The sequence below is a fragment of the Actinocorallia sp. A-T 12471 genome, from assembly GCF_033875155.1.
Lineage (GTDB): Bacteria > Actinomycetota > Actinomycetes > Streptosporangiales > Streptosporangiaceae > Actinocorallia.
Map to the genome: position 1 here is coordinate 431,061 of NZ_JAWZTE010000004.1, position 16,317 is coordinate 447,377.

Annotated in this window: 17 protein-coding genes and 1 tRNA gene; 7 read left to right on the plus strand and 11 right to left on the minus strand. The window is 71.5% G+C overall.

The annotated features are described in order from the left end of the window. Window positions 1-47: 47 nt before the first annotated feature. The gene (locus tag R9X44_RS14290; protein WP_319814609.1) at window positions 48-1,331 is read left to right on the plus strand and encodes an amidohydrolase family protein; all 1,284 of its coding nucleotides are present in this window, start codon (window positions 48-50) and stop codon (window positions 1,329-1,331) included. A 55-nt stretch (window positions 1,332-1,386) separates the two neighbouring features. Here R9X44_RS14290 and R9X44_RS14295 read toward each other — a convergent pair whose 3' ends face one another. The 5 genes from R9X44_RS14295 to R9X44_RS14315 all read right to left on the minus strand — a co-directional run bounded on the left by R9X44_RS14295 (window position 1,387) and on the right by R9X44_RS14315 (window position 5,799). Continuing rightward, window positions 1,387-2,127 carry a GntR family transcriptional regulator gene (locus tag R9X44_RS14295; protein ID WP_319814610.1) on the minus strand — a complete coding sequence of 247 codons (741 nt, stop codon included), beginning with the start codon at window positions 2,125-2,127 and terminating at the stop codon, window positions 1,387-1,389. A gap of 209 nt (window positions 2,128-2,336) precedes the next feature. After that, window positions 2,337-3,575: an amidohydrolase family protein gene (locus R9X44_RS14300; RefSeq protein WP_319814611.1), complete on the minus strand. Its 1,239-nt coding sequence runs from the start codon at window positions 3,573-3,575 to the stop codon at window positions 2,337-2,339. 73 nt (window positions 3,576-3,648) lie between these two features. After that, window positions 3,649-4,341: a TetR/AcrR family transcriptional regulator gene (locus R9X44_RS14305; protein ID WP_319814612.1), complete on the minus strand. Its 693-nt coding sequence runs from the start codon at window positions 4,339-4,341 to the stop codon at window positions 3,649-3,651. Beyond that, window positions 4,334-5,314 (minus strand): Rieske 2Fe-2S domain-containing protein, encoded by a 981-nt coding sequence (locus tag R9X44_RS14310; protein ID WP_319814613.1) that lies wholly within the window; start codon window positions 5,312-5,314, stop codon window positions 4,334-4,336. Before R9X44_RS14310 ends, R9X44_RS14305 begins: the two co-directional genes overlap by 8 nt. A 146-nt stretch (window positions 5,315-5,460) precedes the next feature. Then, window positions 5,461-5,799, minus strand: coding sequence for a hypothetical protein (locus R9X44_RS14315; protein ID WP_413774949.1), 339 nt, complete (start codon window positions 5,797-5,799; stop codon window positions 5,461-5,463). A 366-nt stretch (window positions 5,800-6,165) separates the two neighbouring features. Between R9X44_RS14315 and R9X44_RS14320 the strand changes: the two genes are divergently transcribed. Together R9X44_RS14320 and R9X44_RS14325 are read left to right on the plus strand one after the other, a co-directional pair. Further along, complete coding sequence (locus R9X44_RS14320; RefSeq protein WP_319814615.1) at window positions 6,166-6,951, plus strand: enoyl-CoA hydratase-related protein; 786 nt, start codon at window positions 6,166-6,168, stop codon at window positions 6,949-6,951. Then, on the plus strand, window positions 6,948-7,631 hold the full coding sequence (locus tag R9X44_RS14325; protein ID WP_319814616.1) for a GntR family transcriptional regulator: 684 nt from the start codon (window positions 6,948-6,950) through the stop codon (window positions 7,629-7,631). The genes R9X44_RS14320 and R9X44_RS14325 overlap by 4 nt, the downstream gene beginning before the upstream one ends. 43 nt (window positions 7,632-7,674) lie before the next feature. Here the strand turns inward: R9X44_RS14325 and R9X44_RS14330 are convergent, their stop codons facing one another. From R9X44_RS14330 to R9X44_RS14345, 4 genes are all read right to left on the minus strand, one after another. Next, complete coding sequence (locus tag R9X44_RS14330) at window positions 7,675-8,145, minus strand: nuclear transport factor 2 family protein (RefSeq protein WP_319814617.1); 471 nt, start codon at window positions 8,143-8,145, stop codon at window positions 7,675-7,677. Window positions 8,146-8,150: 5 nt separating this feature from the next. Beyond that, window positions 8,151-9,323, minus strand: coding sequence for a thiolase family protein (locus R9X44_RS14335; RefSeq protein WP_319814618.1), 1,173 nt, complete (start codon window positions 9,321-9,323; stop codon window positions 8,151-8,153). A gap of 11 nt (window positions 9,324-9,334) precedes the next feature. Continuing rightward, window positions 9,335-10,096 carry an SDR family NAD(P)-dependent oxidoreductase gene (locus R9X44_RS14340; protein WP_319814619.1) on the minus strand — a complete coding sequence of 254 codons (762 nt, stop codon included), beginning with the start codon at window positions 10,094-10,096 and terminating at the stop codon, window positions 9,335-9,337. A 61-nt stretch (window positions 10,097-10,157) separates the two neighbouring features. Continuing rightward, complete coding sequence (locus R9X44_RS14345; RefSeq protein WP_319814620.1) at window positions 10,158-11,654, minus strand: AMP-binding protein; 1,497 nt, start codon at window positions 11,652-11,654, stop codon at window positions 10,158-10,160. Between the two features lie 76 nt (window positions 11,655-11,730). Here R9X44_RS14345 and R9X44_RS14350 point away from each other — a divergent pair, with 76 nt between their 5' ends. Continuing rightward, window positions 11,731-12,183 carry a MaoC family dehydratase gene (locus tag R9X44_RS14350; RefSeq protein WP_319814621.1) on the plus strand — a complete coding sequence of 151 codons (453 nt, stop codon included), beginning with the start codon at window positions 11,731-11,733 and terminating at the stop codon, window positions 12,181-12,183. A gap of 190 nt (window positions 12,184-12,373) precedes the next feature. Here the strand turns inward: R9X44_RS14350 and R9X44_RS14355 are convergent, their stop codons facing one another. After that, entirely contained in the window at window positions 12,374-12,790 is a 417-nt protein-coding gene (locus R9X44_RS14355; protein ID WP_319814622.1) for a nuclear transport factor 2 family protein, read from the minus strand. 87 nt (window positions 12,791-12,877) lie between these two features. Between R9X44_RS14355 and R9X44_RS14360 the strand changes: the two genes are divergently transcribed. The 3 genes from R9X44_RS14360 to R9X44_RS14370 are packed head-to-tail and all read left to right on the plus strand — an operon-like array spanning window position 12,878 to window position 16,064. Then, window positions 12,878-14,224, plus strand: a complete 1,347-nt coding sequence (locus tag R9X44_RS14360) for an ABC transporter substrate-binding protein (RefSeq protein WP_319814623.1) — start codon at window positions 12,878-12,880, stop codon at window positions 14,222-14,224. Beyond that, window positions 14,224-15,327: an acyl-CoA dehydrogenase family protein gene (locus R9X44_RS14365; RefSeq protein WP_319814624.1), complete on the plus strand. Its 1,104-nt coding sequence runs from the start codon at window positions 14,224-14,226 to the stop codon at window positions 15,325-15,327. Before R9X44_RS14360 ends, R9X44_RS14365 begins: the two co-directional genes overlap by 1 nt. Continuing rightward, on the plus strand, window positions 15,324-16,064 hold the full coding sequence (locus R9X44_RS14370) for an enoyl-CoA hydratase/isomerase family protein (protein ID WP_319814625.1): 741 nt from the start codon (window positions 15,324-15,326) through the stop codon (window positions 16,062-16,064). The genes R9X44_RS14365 and R9X44_RS14370 overlap by 4 nt, the downstream gene beginning before the upstream one ends. Before the next feature lie 46 nt (window positions 16,065-16,110). Here the strand turns inward: R9X44_RS14370 and R9X44_RS14375 are convergent. Further along, window positions 16,111-16,184, minus strand: a tRNA-Trp gene (locus R9X44_RS14375). Window positions 16,185-16,317 lie beyond the last annotated feature (133 nt).

Below are 16,317 nucleotides of genomic sequence, written 5' to 3' on the forward strand. Positions count from 1 at the left end.
CAGAGTCACCCGGCACCCCCGGCCCCGAACCCCACCCGAGGAGCACAGTGCAGGCCGCAGACCTGATCATGATCAGCGTGGACGACCACGTGGTCGAGCCCCCGACGCTGTTCGACGCCCACATCCCGGCGAAGTACCGGGACGCCGCGCCGAAGGTCATCACCAAGCGTGACGGCTCGGACGTCTGGACCTTCAACGGCGCGACCATCCCGAACATCGGGCTCAACGCCGTCGCGGGCCGTCCGAAGGAGGAGTACGGGATCGAGCCGACCGCCTTCGCGGAGATCCGGCCGGGCACCTACGACATCCACGAGCGCATCAAGGACATGAACGCGGGCGGCATCCTCGCGTCGATGAACTTCCCGTCGTTCCCCGGCTTCGCCGGACGCCTGTTCGCCGCGGCCGACGACAAGGACCTGGCCCTGGCCGTCCTGCGCGCCTACAACGACTGGCACATAGACGAGTGGGCGGGCGCGTATCCCGGCCGGATCATCCCGATGGCGCTGCCGATCCTGTGGGACGCCGAGGAGTGCGCCCGCGAGGTGCGCAGGGTGGCCGCCAAGGGCTGCCGGTCGATGACGTTCACCGAGAACCCCGCGACGCTCGGCTACCCGAGCTTCCACAACGCCTACTGGGACCCGCTGTGGAAGGCCGCCTCGGACGAGGGCGTCGTCCTGTCGATCCACCTCGGCTCGTCAGGCCAGCTTTCGGTGACCGCGCCCGACGCGCCCATCGACGTCATGATCACGCTCCAGCCCATGAACGTCTGCCAGGCCGCCGCCGACCTGCTGTGGTCGCGCGTGCTGAAGAACTTCCCCGACATCCGCTTCGCGCTGTCCGAGGGCGGCACCGGCTGGATTCCCTACTTCCTCGACCGCCTCGACCGCACCTACGACATGCACCACCTGTGGACCGGCCAGGACTTCGGCGACCGGCTCCCGTCGGAGGTCTTCCGCGAGCACTTCCTGACCTGCTTCATCTCCGACCCCGTCGGCGTCCAGCTGCGGCACATGATCGGGATCGACAACATCGCCTGGGAGTGCGACTACCCGCACTCCGACAGCTCATGGCCGAACGCGCCCGAGGAGCTGATGGCGGTCGCCGAGGGCGTCCCCGCCGACGACCTCAACAAGATCACCTATCAGAACGCGATGCGCTGGTACTCCTTCGACCCGTTCGTCGCGGGCCGCACGCCGGAGAACGCGACGGTCGGCGCGCTGCGCGCCGAGGCCGCCGGGCACGACGTGTCGATCAGGGCCACCGACACCGGCCGCTTCGAGAAGTCCGTCGGGATCGACCTGGGCACCCTCGCGAAGAACGCCACGGCCTGACGGCGTCGCCGACGGCCCGGCTCGGCGGGCCGTCCGGCCAGGTCATTCGGCCAGGTCACTCGGCCGCGTCGTCGGGCTCGGTGACGTCGAAGATGCCGCGCGCCTTGAACAGGTCGACCACGAGGTCGCCCTGGCGGCGGAGCATCGTGGCGTACTCGCGCTCGGCGATCTCGGCGTAGTTGCGCTCGATCGCGGTGAGGATCGCGGCGGTGCCCACGCGCTCGACGGCGTCAGCGCCGGGGACGAGCTCGAAGAAGTTGCCGGGCACGATGTCGGTCATCTGGCGGAGCATCGTGCGCAGGCGGGGCGAGTTGGCGGCGTCGATGACCGTCCGGTGGAAGTCCATGGTCAGGCAGTGCAGCGTGCCAGGGTCCTTGGCCGCCATGATGCCGTCCTGGATCGGCTTCAGCGCCTCGCCGAGGGACGGGCCGCGCCGCTCGACGGCTCGGCGTACGCCGAACCCGTAGAACATGCCGTACAGCTCGTAGTGGTCGCGCACGGACGGCTCGTCCAGCGCGTTCACAAAAGCGCCGCGGTGCGGGACGATCGTCGTCCAGCCCTCGCGCTCCAGCGCGATCAGCGCCTCACGGACCGGGATGCGGGACACCCCGAGCGTCTCGGCGATCGCGCCCTGCGGGATGCGCGAGCCGGGCCGCAGCACCCCGTCGAAGATGAGCCGCCGCACATAAAGCCGCACCTGCTCACCACTGCTCAGCCGCGCCAGGTTCTCGCCCGGCAAAGCGACCTTCTCCTCCTCCGGAGGCAACGCCACAACTGCTTCGCGCCGGCGTGCCATCGTCCTCATCCCCCTACAGACCCGACGACCTATCGCCGTCTCTTCTATAGAGAATAAGATATCCATGTTACGCCCCGTGTTCCAACTCGTCATGATCTTCGTCTCTCCGTGTTGGGCGGGGACGCCTCAGGCAGCCTCGCACACCCCGTCGCCGCGGGCGAACCGGAACGTCGTGCGCGAGCGCAGCGGGTTCGCGCACGACGAATCCGTCATGAGGCGGGGAGGTCGAGGCCGAGGAGGCGGATGGCGTTGCCGCGTGCGATCTTGTTGATGGACCGCTGGTCGAGGTGGCCGTACTGGAGCGCCGCCTCCTCGCGGGAGCGCGGCCATGTGCCGTCCTGGTGGGGGTAGTCGGTCTCGAACGTGACGTTGTCGAGGCCGACCTTGTCGAGCAGCTCGACGCCGACGGCGTCCTTGAAGAAGCAGCTCGTGATCTGCCGGTAGTAGTACGTCGACGGCTTCTCCGGGCAGTTCAGCTGACCGCCCGACCAGCCCTTGTGCGTCTCCCAGACGTCGTCGATCCGCTCGAGCAGGTAGGGGATCCAGCCGATCTGCGCCTCGGCGTACAGCAGCTTCAGGGTCGGGAAGCGGTGCAGGACGCCGGAGAACAGGAAGTCGGTCATGCTGGCGACGCTGTTGCCGAAGATGATCGTCGCGCCGACCGCGCCGGGGGCGTCCGGGGAGGTCTGCGGGGTCTTGGTGCCCGAGCCGATGTGCATCGAAAGGACGGTGCCGGTCTCCTGGCACGCCGCGAAGAACGGGTCCCAGTAGCCCGAGTGCAGGCTGGGCAGCCCAAGGTAGGACGGCAGCTCCGAGAACGCCACAGCCCGGACCCCACGGGCGGCGTTACGGCGCACTTCCGCGACCGCTAGGTCGACGTCCCACAGCGGCACGAGACACAGCGGGATGAGACGGCCGCCGCTGCCGCCGCACCACTCCTCGACCATCCAGTCGTTGTAGGCGCGGACGGCGGCGAGGGACAGTTCCTTGTCCTTGCCCCACAGGAAGATCTGCCCGCAGAACCGCACGTAGTTGGGGAAGCACATCTGCGCCTCGACCCCGTTGACGTCCATGTCGGCGAGCCGTTCGGCCGGTATCCAGCAGCCGGGGCGCATGTCGTCGTAGGTGATGCCCTCGTTCGTGACCTCGTCGGCGGGCACCCCGGCGGCGGCGATGTACTTCTTGATCTGCGACCTGGTGTCCTCGTACACCCACCAGGCGACGTCGGGCCCCTCGGTGCCGGGGGTCTCCACGTAGCGGCCGTCCACGAGGCGGACGTCTCCGGCCGGCGCGTACTCGATGCGCGGTCCCGCCTCGCGCAGCCGCGCCGGGAGGCGCGACGTCCACAGATTCGCCGGTTCCACGACGTGCGCGTCAACGTCGATGAGCCTCGGGATCTTCGCCAGGCGCTCGGCGAGGACGTCCGGAGCCAGTGACTGCTCGGTCATAACGCCTCCTTTATAATAGATTCTATATACATCCTACGATCCTGATCCGGCCCCGGTGAAGGGGCACGGGTCGTCAGGCCGAGGCGGGGTCGAGGGCGTCGGCCGCCGCGCGCAGGGTCTGCGGGCTGACCGGCGCGGTGAGCGCGGCGACCGTCATGTCGATGAGGTTCGCCGCGACGAGCGGCAGCGGCAGCAGATCGCGCCGCCGCTCGGGCGCGTCCTCGAGGACCGCGCGGTCGGCCAGCACGTGCAGCGCGGCCTGCGCGGCGGTGACCAGCCGCGCGACAGCCAGCGGACGCGGCATCCCCTCGGCCATCCGCGCGATGAGCACGCGCGCGGCCCGTGTCAGGGTGGCGTCCACGAGGCCCTGGATCTCCTCGACCGCGAGCTCCGGCCGGTTCGTCGCCGACACCCAGATCCGGACCGCCGCCCGCGCGCTCGGCCCGACCGCGACGTACTCGGCGACCGGCGCGATGATCACCTCAACGAGCTCCCTTGTCGAGGGCTCGCGCCCGTCCAACGCCGCGTACAACTCGTCGTGACGGGCCCGCAGCCACGCCCCGTGACGCCGCAGGATCGCCCTGACCAGCTCCTCGCGCCCGCCGAAGTGGTAGTGCAGGGCGGCGGTGTTGCGCTGCCCCGCCGCCGTGTTGATCTCGTTGAGCGAGACCCCGCTGATCCCGCGTTCGGCCATGAGCCTTTCGGCGGCGTCGAGGAGGCGTTCCCGCGTCTCCGCGCCGCGCGCGCTCGTCCGTCGCTCAGACACCGCTCTCTTCCAGCCGCTTGACCCGGTTCGGCGCCCACGCGCTCGCGGGCACGTCCTCACCATAGAACTGCCTTGCCCAGTGCCGGAACTCGATGATCGGCCCGTCGCCCTTGATGAGCAGCGGCTTCTCGACGTAGATCTTGTTCTCCCAGATCGGGACGTCCTCGGCGATCGCCTCAACGAAGGTGTTGATCATCTTCGCCGAGAACGCCTCCATCGACCTGGGGAAGGTGAACACCCAGCGGATGTGCACGTTCTCGGTGTCGACCGGGGTCACCGACGACACGAACGACATCACGCCCTTGAGCCGCAGCGCGCCGAGCCCGAGTCCGTACGACTTGCGCACGAAGTCGAGCGCGTGGACCTTGCCGCTCTTGCTCTTGAACTCCTGACGTTCGGTGACGGTCTTCACGAACCCGTCATAGCCGACGTCTCCGCCGGGGACCGACTCCATGCCGTGCACGTACTTGAAGTGGACGTAGTCCGCGTTGTTCTCGGCCATCTCCTGGCAGCACGTCGCGAACTTGAACTCGTGGAAGACCGGGTCGGACCACTCGGCGTCATCGAACTCCGCCATCTCCGGCATCGGGATGTACGGGTCTGCCTTGCCGAGGTGGTGCCAGGCGAAGATCAGGCCGAACCGCTCGATCACGGGATAGGCGTGCACCTTGGCCTTGGGCGACGGCTCGGCGTCGGTGTAGGGCACGTCGACGCACCTGCCGCTGACGCCGTCGTAACGCCACGCGTGGAACGGGCACTCGATGAGCTGGCCCTCGACCCGGCCGCCAATGGCGAGGTTCGCGCCGAGGTGCGGGCAGTAGGCGTCGACCACGCGGGCCTCGCCCGTCACCGTGCGGAACACCGCGAGGTCCTTGCCGAAGTAGTGCGCGGGACGCACCTGCCCGACCGCCACCTCTTCGGCGCGCGCGACGGCGAACCACCCGTTCGGCACGGGGAACGGAAACCGGCCCATGGAGCCCTCCCTGAGGTCAAGCGACTGAAGAGACCTCTTGAAGAAGTCTCTTTAATCGGAACCTAACACCGGGCCACCGCCCCCGCCAGACCCGTTCGGGGCTCACGCCACGGGCTGACGCCGGGATCGGCGGGCGCGCGGCGGGGTCAGGACCGGGTGATGTGCCGTTCGGCCTGGCGCAGGCCGTAGCGGGCGAGACCGAGGTTGGAGCGCTCGCGGTCGAGGGCGACATAGAGGAAGAGCGGCCCGACCTCCGCGCCGAACAGGCGGATGAGGTGGTACTGGCGGCCGAGCGAGATGAGGATGTCCTCGATGACGTCGTCAAGGCCGAGCGCCTGGATCGCGCGGAGCTTGGCGCGGACCACGTCGGCGTTGTGCGCGGAGGCGACCTCGAGGTCGAGCGCCGGACCGCCGCCGAGCGACCCAAGCGAGCGTCCGTTCTCGTAGTCGACAAGGGCAGCGCCGAGCGCGCCGTCGATCGCCATGGTCTCCTTCAGCACGACGTCGATGTCCACTGTGCTTCCTTCGGTGGGGGAAAGGGGCCCCGACCCTACCGGGAAAACCTGTACAAAACCCGAAATAACGTCGATCCCTAAGGAATCCACACGACCGTGACCTGGGATTTCTCGTTCGGCCCATCCCCACCTGAAACGCACACGACATTTCCGGAAAGGACCTCGAAAACCCACCCGGGCGGCGGACCGCGACCCCGTCGGCGAGGTCCCGCACGCGCCTCCCCGTCGCGTCGCGTCGCGTCGCGAGGAGCCCGGGTCGTTCCTCCTGCGGTGGGCGCGGCATTGTTGATTTGATTATGTATAAAATAGAATCTTGGTGAGCGACAGGAGGGGCGCATGGCGGTGAGCGCGGAGGCGGGCCTCGTTGAGCTCACGGTGTGTGACGGCGTCGCGGTCCTGCGGCTGAACGATCCCGAACGGCGCAACGCGCTGTCCAAGGCGCTCAGTGATGACCTCGCGCTGACCGTCGAGACCGCGCTCGCGCGGGGGGCGCGCGCCCTCGTCCTCGCCGCCGCGCCGCCGGTCTTCTGCGCGGGCGGCTCGCTCGACGGCCTGCTCAACCGTGCGGTCCCCCTCGCCGACATGTACGCGGGCATGGAACGGCTCGCCGCCGCGCCGGTGCCGACGATCGCCGCGGTCGGGGGTGCGGCGGTCGGGGCCGGGGTCAACCTGCCGCTGGCCTGCGACGTCGTGCTCGTCTCGCCCGAGGCGCGGTTCGACCCGCGCTTCCTCGACGTCGGCATCCACCCGGGCGGCGGCCACCTGTGGCGGCTCGCGGCGCGGACGGGCGCGCAGGGCGCGGCCGCGCTCGTCCTGTGCGGTGACGCGCTGACCGGCGAGGAGGCCGTCGCGCGCGGTCTCGCCTGGCGGTGCGTGCCAGCCGCCGAACTCGAACCGCTCGCGCTGCGGCTCGCCGGACGCGCCGCCGCGCGCGACCCCGAGCTCGTCCGGCGGGCCAAGGCGACGCTCACCGCGAGCCTCGCGCTGGACACCGCCGAGGAGGCCGCAGCGCTCGAACTCACCGCGCAGCGCTGGTCGGTCGAGCGTCCCGGCTTCGCCGAGGGCGTCCGGCGCGTCAAGGCGGCCCTGCGACGCGGCCCCGACGACAGGGAGCGAAGATGACGTCCGAGACCCGGCTTCCGCCGCCCGGTGAGGCGATGGTCCGGCGCAGCAGCGGCGAACAGGCAGCGCTCTACATCCGCCGCCTCATCTTCGACGGACGGCTCCGCCAGGGCGACCGGGTCCCGCAGGACGAGATCGCGCGGACCCTGGGCGTCAGCCGCATCCCCGTCCGCGAGGCGCTGCTGTCGCTGGAGCGCGAGGGCTGGGTGACGATCCGGCCGCACCGCGGCGCGTTCATCGGCGCGCTTGACGAGGCGGCCGTGCGCGACCACTACGCGCTCTACGGACTCGTCTACGGATTCGCGGCACGCCGCGCGACCGAGCGCAGCGACCCCGCGCTGGTCGAGCGGCTTGCGGCCGTCTGCGAAAAGCTCGCCGCCGAGGACGACCCCGCCGAGGTCGCCCGCCTTAACCGCGACTTCGACCGCCTCATCCTCGGCACCGCCAGCTCCCCCCGTCTGCGCGCCGTACTGCGCGCGATGGTCGGCATCGTCCCTGGCAACTTCTTCGCCCTCGTCCCCGGCGCGATAGACGTCGAGCGCGAAGGCAGCCGCGCGGTCGTCGCCGCGGTCCGCGCCGGAGACGGCGAAGCCGCCGCCGACGCCTACGCCCACATGCTCAAAGCCCAGGGCGACCTCGTCGCCGCCCTCTTCACCACCCGCGGCCTCTTCCCCACCTGACCCCGGGGATAGGGCGGGGTGAGGGGGGCCGCCTCCTCGGGGCTCAGATCTCGGCGGTGACGTCCACGATCCAGGACAGGTCGCCGGAGGCGAGGGTGTCCTGCCAGTTGGGGGGTGCGCCGGCCATGAGGGTGCCGAGGTCCCAGTAGTCGCGCCACAGCGTGATCCTGCCGTCGCGCACGTGCTGGACCGAGACGAAGGGGAGCGTGACGCGTTCGCCCGTGGGCCAGCGCCAGTGCTCCTCGTGCTCGGTGACGACGAGCCCGTCGGACGCGACGACGGTCGCCGCGCCGTGGTCGTAGCCCGCGAGGGGTTCGAGGCCGAGCTTCAGGCGCGCCTCGATCCCCTCGGGCCCGCGCGCGGCCGCGCCGGGCCCGGTGGGCACGTCGTAGTAGATCGACTCCGGGGTGAAGAAGGTCTTCAACCGGGCCCAGTCGCGGTCGTACAGGGCGGTCCAGAAGGCCGCGACGATCTCACGGGCCTCCCCGGCCGGGGTCGGCTTGCCGTCCGTCATGCGCGTCACCCTTCGCCGAGCAGTTCGAGGACCAGCGCCGAGCCCATGCCGCCGCCCGCGCACATCGACACGCAGCCGAACGTCCCGCCGCGCCGCCGCAGCTCGCCGAGCATGGTGACGACCATGCGCGCACCCGTCGCGGCGATGGGGTGGCCGAGACCGCAGCCGCTGCCGTTGACGTTCACGGCGTCCTCGTCGAGGCCGAGCGCGCGGCTTGACGCCACGGCCATCGTCGCGAACGCCTCATTGATCTCGAAAAGGTCGATGTCGGAGATCTTGAGGTTCGCCCTGTCCAGGGCTCTGGGGATCGCGAGGGTCGGCGCGAGCCCCGTCCGCTCTGGCTCGACCCCGACCGAGCCCCACGACACGACACGGGCGAGCGGGGCGAGGCCGTGCGCGCGTGCGTAGTCGTCGGACACGACCACGAGCGCGGCCGCCGCGTCGTTGAGCCCCGCCGAGTTCCCCGCGGTGACGACCGCGCCGTCAAGCTCGGGGTGCAGCAGCCGCAGCCCGGCGAGCCTCTCGGCGGTCGTGTCGGCGCGCGGATGCTCGTCGGTGGTGAACAGCGTCCCGTCCGGCAGCGTCACCGGCGTGATCTCCGCGGCGAAGTCACCGCGCGCTATCGAGGCCGCTGCCCTCTGGTGCGAGCGCGCGGCCCACGCGTCGGCCTCGGCCCGGGTGACCCCGGCGAGCCGCGCGGTGTTCTCCCCCACGGTGAGCGCCATGTCGAACGCCGGGGCCTCGGGCGTCGCGGGGTGGCTCGGCGACATCCACGGCTTGTACTCGCGGGCCGACGCGGGCACGGACTTCAACCCCTGCGGCATCGAACTGAGGCTTTCGGTGCCTCCGGCGACGACCACGCGATCCATCCCCGCACGGATCGAACCCGCCGCGATCTGCAGCGCGCTGAGCCCCGCCGCGCAGTGCCGGTTGTCGGCGAGACCCGGCACCTGCGGCATCCCCGCCTCGACCGCGACATACCTGGCGATGACGCCACCGCCCTGGAGTGACTCGGCGAGCACGAGGTCGTCTATCTCGTCGGCGGGCAACCCCGACCGCTCAACGGCCGCCGCGACGGCCGTGCGGGCGAGGGCGAACGCGTCGACGTCCACGAGGGAACCCTTGTGGGCCTTGCCTATCGGAGTGCGCGCGACGGCGACGATGACTGCTTCCGGCATCGGTCGTCTCCCTACTTGGGCGCGAAGCGCTGGCCGCCGTCGAGGCGGATGGTCTGGCCGTTCAGCATCGGGTTGCGCACGATCGACTCGGCCAGCCAGGCGTACTCCTCCGGCCGTCCGGCGCGGCGCGGGAACGCGGCGTCCCTGGTGAGCACGTCGATGATCTCCTGCGGCGCGCCCTCGAGCAGGCCGGTCGCGAACAGGCTCGGCGCGATCGCCATGACGCGGATGCCGAGGCTGCCGAGGTCGCGGGCCATGGTCAGGCTCATGCCCGCGATCCCGGCCTTGGCGGCGGTGTAGGCGACCTGGCCGATCTGCCCCTCGAACGCGGCGATCGACGCGGTGTTGACGATGACGCCGCGCTCGCCGGTCTCCTCCGGCTCGTTCTTGCTCATGTGCCAGGCTTGGAGGCGGTTCAGGTTGAACGTGCCGACGAGGTTGAGCTCCACGATCGCGCGGAAGTCGGCGAGCGGGAGGGGGCCGTCGCGTCCGATGGTGCGCTTGCTCGTGCCGCCGCCCGCGGTGTTGACGGCGATGTGCAGCGCGCCGTGCGCGTCGACCGCCTCCTGGAGCGCGGCCTCGGTGCCGTGCTCGTCGGTGACGTCGCAGGCGTGGAATGTCGCGCCGATCTCCTTGGCCGCCTCGGGGCCGCGCCCGTGCGGCAGGTCGAGGATGGCGATCTTCGCCCCCGCGCCGGCGAGGAGTTCGGCCGTCGCGCGGCCCATGCCCGATCCGCCGCCCACGACGACGGCGACCTTGTTCGCTGTTTCCACACGAGCCTCCGGGGTGGGGGAATTATATAAAAGATAATAAATCATGTGCTTGCGGCGGGGTTCAAGGGGCGGCGAGCCGGTCGAGTGCGGCGCGGCGGAGGGCAGCCTTGTCGACCTTTCCTGCGGCGGTCAGCGGGAGCGCGTCGACGTGCCAGACCGTCCTTGGCACCTTGAAGGCCGCGAGACGCGCGGCGCAGCGTGCCACGATCGCCTCGGCCGGACCACCGCCGACGACGAACGCGGCGGGCACCTCGCCCAGCCTGTCGTGCGGGATGCCGACGACGGCCGCCGCGCCCACCCCCGCCGCGACCCTCAGCACATGCTCGACCTCGGCGGGGTAGACGTTGAGGCCACCGACGATGACGACGTCCTTCAGCCGGTCCACGACGCGCAGGCGGCCCGCGGCGTCGAGCTCGCCGACGTCGCCGGTGCGCAGCCAGCCGTCGGCGAACGCCTCGGCGGTCGCGGCGGGGTCGTCGAGGTAGCCGGACATGAGGCCGGGGCCGCGCACGAGGATCTCGCCCGGCCCGTCCGGCGCGTCGATGCGGACCTCGGTCCCCGGGATCGGGCGGCCCGCGGTCTCGGCGACCACCGTCACCGGGTCGTCGGCGCGGCCCATCGTGCAGACGCCGCCCGCCTCGGTGAGGCCGTAGGCGGTGAACACGTGCCGGACGCCGAGCCGCTCGCGCAGCGCGCCGACGAGGTCGCGCGGCACCACCGCAGCGCCCGTCACCGCGACCCGCACCACGCCGCGCGGCATCCCCGGCTCGGCGAGCAGCGCGCGGAACAGCGCGGGCGGCCCCTGGAGGAACGTGACGCCGCGCGCGGCGACCGTCGCGGCGAGCGCCGCGGGATCGAGCGACGGCACGGGGATCACCGCCGCCTCGGCGACCGCGCAGGCCAGCAGGCCGGTCTTGTGCCCGCCGATGTGCGCGAACGGCGCGACGACCGGGTACACGTCGCCCGCGCGCAGCCCGGTGATCCGCGCCCAGGCGCGGGTGGTCTCCACAAGGCCGCCGTGCCGCAGCAGCGCGCCCTTCGGACGGCCCGTCGTGCCCGAGGTGTACTGCACGTGGCTCACGGTGTCGGGCCGCAGCGCCGCCATCCGCCGGACGGCCTCCGCGCGGTCGGCGGGCGTGCCGGTGAGGTCGTCAGGGGAGACGACGAGGGGTGCGCCCGCCTCGGCGGCGAGGTCCGCGAGGTCGCGCCCGCCCGCGCCCGCTCCCCCGGCGACGACGACGCGGCAGCCCGACCGCGCGACGAGGTCGGCGGCCTCGGTGGCGGTGTACCGGGTGTTGAGCGGGACGAGCCGCGCCCCCGCGCACAGCGCCGCGTAGGAGACGACGATCCACGGCAGCCCGTTCGGCAGCCAGATCCCGACGCTCTCCCCGGGCCGCACCCCAAGCCCGACGAGCCCGGCCGCGGCGTCCACCGCGGCGTCGAGGAGTTCGGGGTAGGTGAGGCGCGGGTCGCGGACCGCGGGACGGGTCGGGTGCTCCCGCGCGGTCAGCTCGAGAACGCCGGGGAGGGTGTCGGGATGCGCGCGCGTTCCTGTCACAGCCGCACCCTAACCCTGGACCGCGCGAGGCGAGTTGATACATTCTTTTTAATATTTTATTGAGTGAGGAGATCCCATGCGCGTCCTCAACGGCGTCGAGGAGGTGCGCGCCGCCGTCGGCACGCACCTCGGCCACAGCCCGTACCGCACGGTCACCCAGGCCGACATCGACGCGTTCGCCGCCCTCACCGGCGACGACCAGTGGATCCACGTCGACCCCGCGCGCGCCGCGTCAGGACCCTTCGGCGGCACCATCGCGCACGGCCTGCTCACCCTCTCCCTCGGCCCGCGCCTGATCCGCGAGATCTACCGGATCGACGGCATGCGCATGGGCGTCAACTACGGCTACGACCGCATCCGCTTCCCCTCCCCCGTCCCCGTCAACTCCAAGATCCGCGTAGGCGCGGACCTCGAGGACGCCACGGACATCCCGGGCGGCCTCCAGATCCGACTCAGGTTCACCTGGCAGATCGAAGGCACACCCAAACCCGCCTGCATCGCCACCATGCTCCTGCGCTACTCCGTCTAACCCGGCGAGGCTCCGCTGTGCAAGCCGACGCGGGGCCAGCCCGAGGCGATGGGCCCAGCGCGCCGTGCGAGTCGACGCGGGATCCGCCCGACGTGATCAGCCCGGGGAGGTGCACTGTGCGAGCCGACGCGGCGCGACGTGAGGACCCCGGGGACGCCGCGCTGGGCGGGGTGGGGTGGGGTGGGGTGGGTCAGCCGGGGGTGATGAGGCGGTCGGCGATCTTCCAGCCGTGGTCGGTGCGGTGGAGGGTGTCGCGGTAGGCGCCCATCGAGAACAGCCGGGGTGCGGCGGAGGCGGTCTCCACCCAGAACTGCCAGTAGGAGTCGGCGATCGCGCGGTCGCCGTCGAGCGCCACCGCGACGGTGCCGACGAGGTGGCGGGTGGCGCTGCCGGGCCCGGTCTGCCCCTCGGCGCGGCGTGCCGCGCCCGCCTCGCGGATCGCGGCGCGGCCGGTCTTCTCCGGCCATCCGGCCATGGACCAGCGGGCGTCCTCGGTGAACAGGGCGGCGTAGTCGGCGAGGTCACCGGTGTCGGAGTACTGCGCGACCCTGGCGAGGACACCGCGGATCTCGAGCTCGTCGGCGACGCCACGCCAGTCCTCGATCATGGGCCCTCCCTTGTCGCAAATAATATTTTAAATATAAGTTAGCACCCGTGTGGACAGCCGCCCCGGGCGGCACGAGGAGGTTGCTGCATGTCCGAGCAGGACGCCCCGCGCTACGCGGACCGGATGTTCCCCGCGCCGGTGGACCACGGGATCGCCGAGCCCGACCGGGCGGTCGCCTCGGTCCGCTCCGGCACCGACACGGCGGCCGGCGAGCACGTCAACGAGCTCTGGTACCAGGGCAGCGGACGGATCGGCGAGAAACCCGTCGAGTCGATCGTCGTCTACCCGCCGACGCGCGGCGTCGTCGGCCAGGGCGACCCGTTCGAGCCCGTCAAGATCGGCGTGCTCATCGACATGGACCTCGGCCAGCTCACCGCCGACCTCATGGACCCGATCATCCTCGCCGTCGAGGACGCGCTGAACGAGGGCGTCTACGACAGGCCGGTCGAGATCGTCACCGTCGACGCCAGGGGCCTGCCGCGCGAGAACTACCTGAAGGTGCGCAAGGGCTACCAGAAGCTCGTGGACGAGGGCTGCGTCGTCGTCATCGGCCCGTTCATCAGCGACAACTCGGTCAACCTGTGCAAGACAGTCAATGCGACGGGCGTCGCCGCGCTCGGCTGGACGGGCACGACGCGCTTCCACGGCGAGTACTGCTTCACCGTCGCCAACGGCGACATCCCCACCGAGGGCGTCATGGCCGCCGACTGGTGCTTCCAGAACGGCCACACCAAGGTCGGGTTCTTCTGGGAGCAGGGCTCGTCCGGCGACCTGTACTCCGACTACTTCCGCGACGCCGCACGCCGCTACGACCTCGAAATCGTCAAGGAAGTCTGCCTCGGGCCCAACCCAAGGAACTTCGACGGGCACCTCGCGACGATGCGCGAACAGGGCGCCGACGCGATCGTCTACATGGGCTACGGCTACTCCACGTTCCACTTCGCCAAGGGCTTCAAGGCGCTCGACTGGGACCCGCCGCGCTTCATGGGCACCGCGTTCATGTTCTACTCCAACTCCAACGCCTGGGCCGAGGGCCTGGAAGGCTGGCACGGGGTCGACCAGCTCGGCGAGGACGGCGCGAACCCCAACTACGAGGCGATGCTGGAGCGCTTCGAGGCCCGGTTCGGACGCGTCAGCCGCAACGTCGTCGTCGCGCTGTCCTACGACACCGCGCGCGCCGCCCTGCACGGCATCGCCAACGCCCGCATCGCGATCCCCGAAGAGGTCAAGATCGGCCTCGAGAAGATCAAGTGGATGCCCTGCACCAACGGCGGGCCAGGCTGCTATCTGACGTTCGCCGAGTACGACCACCGCGGCTACAAGGGCGACTTCCTCACCATCCGCGAGCTGCGCGGCGGTGAGCTGCACTTCCGCGGCTACCACCGGCCGCAGTGGCCGTCCAACACCCGCTCCCCGATCCTCAAGCAGGGCTGATGGACCCGTCGTTCACCGCCGAGCAGAACGAGCTGCGGTCCGTCGTGCGGGCGTTCCTCGCCGAGCACTCTTCCGAGGCCGAGGTGCGCCGGCACCTTGCCGCCGCGCCCGGGCACGATCCCGTCGTCTGGGCGCGGATGGCCGGTGAGCTCGGGCTTCAGGGGCTCGCCGTGCCCGAGGAGTTCGGCGGGGCGGGGGCCGGGCCCGTCGAGACCGGGATCGTGCTTGAGGAGATGGGCCGCGCGCTTTATCCGGGGCCGTACTTGTCGGCTGTCCTTGCGGTGCGGGCGCTGCTCGCGGCGGGCGACGCGACGGCGTCGGCGGCCCATCTGCCGGGCATCGCCGACGGGACGACGGTCGCGGCGGTCGCGTTCGGGGAGGCGGAGCGGCGCGGGGCCGATGCCGGCGTCACCGTCGAGGACGGGCCTGACGGGCCTGTGCTGCGCGGGCGCAAGGACCTCGTGCTGGACGGCGGGCGCGCCGATCTCGTCCTGGTCACCGCGCGGTCCGCGCGAGGGCTCGGCCTGTACGCGGCGCGCGAGTTCACCGCGACCCCGCTGCGCACCCTCGACGCCGCACGCCCGCTGGCCAGGCTCGACTTCCCCGGCGTCCCCGCGACGCTCGTCAGCGCGGACGGGCCCGGGATCATCGCCGACGTGCTCGGCCACGCGTGCGCCGCGCTCGCCGCCGAAGCCGTCGGTGGCGCGCGGTTCCTGCTTGAGCGTACGGTGTCGCACGTGGAGGACAGGGTGCAGTTCGGCGAGCCGATCGGCTCCTTCCAGGCCGTGCAGCACGCGTGCGCGCACATGTACGTCGACGTCGAGTCCGCCCGGGCCGCCGCGCACCACGCGCTGTTCGCCGCCGCCGCGCACGCGCCCGACGCGGCGCTGGCCGCGTCACTGGCCAAGGCGTACTGCGCCGACGCGTTCGCGCGGGTCGCGACCGAGGCGATCCAGCTGCACGGCGGCGTCGGCGTCACCTGGGAGCACCCCGCCCACCTCTACTTCCGCAGGGCCAAGGGCGTCCAGGCGCTCTTCGGCTCCTCCGACCGGCACCGCGACGACCTCGTGGACCGCCTCACCGCCTCTGGGAGGGCATCATGAGCGACCTGCTCGGCGTCACCGACGAAGCCGCCGTCAGGCTGCTGACGTTCCGTCGCCCCGACGTCCGCAACGCCTTCAACGAGGAGCTGTACCGCGCGACGGCCGCGGCGCTCGACGCCGCCGCCGCGGACCCGTCGGTGCACGTCGTGGTGCTGACCGGGGAGGGGACGGTGTTCAGCGCGGGCACCGACCTGAACGAGATGGCCGAGATCGCGCGCAAGCACGCGGCCGGCGAGGACGTCGGGGAGTCGGGCAAGGGGTTCCCGCTGCTGATGGACTCCGTCGTCGCGTTCCCCAAGCCGCTGCTCGCGGCCGTCAACGGCAGCGGGGTCGGGCTCGGGCTGACGCTGCTTGCGCACTGCGACCTCGTCGTCATCGCCGAGGGCGCGAAGCTGCGCGCGCCGTTCACCACGATGGGGGTCGCGCCCGAGGCGGCCAGCAGCTACCTGCTGCCGCTGCGGCTCGGCGCGCAGCGCGCCAACCTCGTCCTGCTCGCCGGGCACCCGCTGACCGCCGAGGAGGCGGTGGAGCACGGGCTCGCGCTCAAGGCGTGCCCCGCCGAGGAGGTCCTGGCCGAGACGATGGCGCTCGCCCGCGAGCTCGCGGAGAAGCCGCTGTCTTCTCTGGTGGCGACGAAGCGGGTCATCACCGAGCCGCACCGCGCGGCCGTCACCGCGGCCCGCGCGCGTGAGGACGCCGCCTTCGCCGAGCTGCTCTCGGGCGGTCTCGGCGGCTGAGAACGCCGACGGCGCGGGCCCTCTCGGGTCCCGCGCCGTCTCCCAGCAGGGCCGGTAGGAGTCGAACCTACATTCGGCCGAGGTTGGACCCCCGGCTGCCCATCCATTTGGCTCAGCCCTCCGACACTTCTTCTGATGCCCCCTCCCCCGCGCCGGTTCACCCGGCGAAAGTGTGGATCAAGGCCGGATCGTGCCACCCGGCGGTAAAACGCGGAGTCCGGAACATCCGGCGGCGGTGCGGCGTCTCACCGGG

Bases quoted from the DNA above. Each gene is read 5' to 3' on its own strand.
- R9X44_RS14330 (WP_319814617.1), bottom strand. From the start codon at position 8,145: ATGACGGACGGCAAGCCGACCCCGGCCGGGGAGGCCCGTGAGATCGTC.
- R9X44_RS14310 (WP_319814613.1), bottom strand. From the start codon at position 5,314: ATGGGCCGGTTTCCGTTCCCCGTGCCGAACGGGTGGTTCGCCGTCGCG.
- R9X44_RS14295 (WP_319814610.1), bottom strand. From the start codon at position 2,127: ATGGCACGCCGGCGCGAAGCAGTTGTGGCGTTGCCTCCGGAGGAGGAG.
- R9X44_RS14350 (WP_319814621.1), top strand. From the start codon at position 11,731: ATGCGCGTCCTCAACGGCGTCGAGGAGGTGCGCGCCGCCGTCGGCACG.
- R9X44_RS14370 (WP_319814625.1), top strand. From the start codon at position 15,324: ATGAGCGACCTGCTCGGCGTCACCGACGAAGCCGCCGTCAGGCTGCTG.
- R9X44_RS14300 (WP_319814611.1), bottom strand. From the start codon at position 3,575: ATGACCGAGCAGTCACTGGCTCCGGACGTCCTCGCCGAGCGCCTGGCG.
- R9X44_RS14355 (WP_319814622.1), bottom strand. From the start codon at position 12,790: ATGATCGAGGACTGGCGTGGCGTCGCCGACGAGCTCGAGATCCGCGGT.
- R9X44_RS14335 (WP_319814618.1), bottom strand. From the start codon at position 9,323: ATGCCGGAAGCAGTCATCGTCGCCGTCGCGCGCACTCCGATAGGCAAG.
- R9X44_RS14365 (WP_319814624.1), top strand. From the start codon at position 14,224: ATGGACCCGTCGTTCACCGCCGAGCAGAACGAGCTGCGGTCCGTCGTG.
- R9X44_RS14315 (WP_413774949.1), bottom strand. From the start codon at position 5,799: ATGGCGATCGACGGCGCGCTCGGCGCTGCCCTTGTCGACTACGAGAAC.
- R9X44_RS14325 (WP_319814616.1), top strand. From the start codon at position 6,948: ATGACGTCCGAGACCCGGCTTCCGCCGCCCGGTGAGGCGATGGTCCGG.
- R9X44_RS14320 (WP_319814615.1), top strand. From the start codon at position 6,166: ATGGCGGTGAGCGCGGAGGCGGGCCTCGTTGAGCTCACGGTGTGTGAC.
- R9X44_RS14360 (WP_319814623.1), top strand. From the start codon at position 12,878: ATGTCCGAGCAGGACGCCCCGCGCTACGCGGACCGGATGTTCCCCGCG.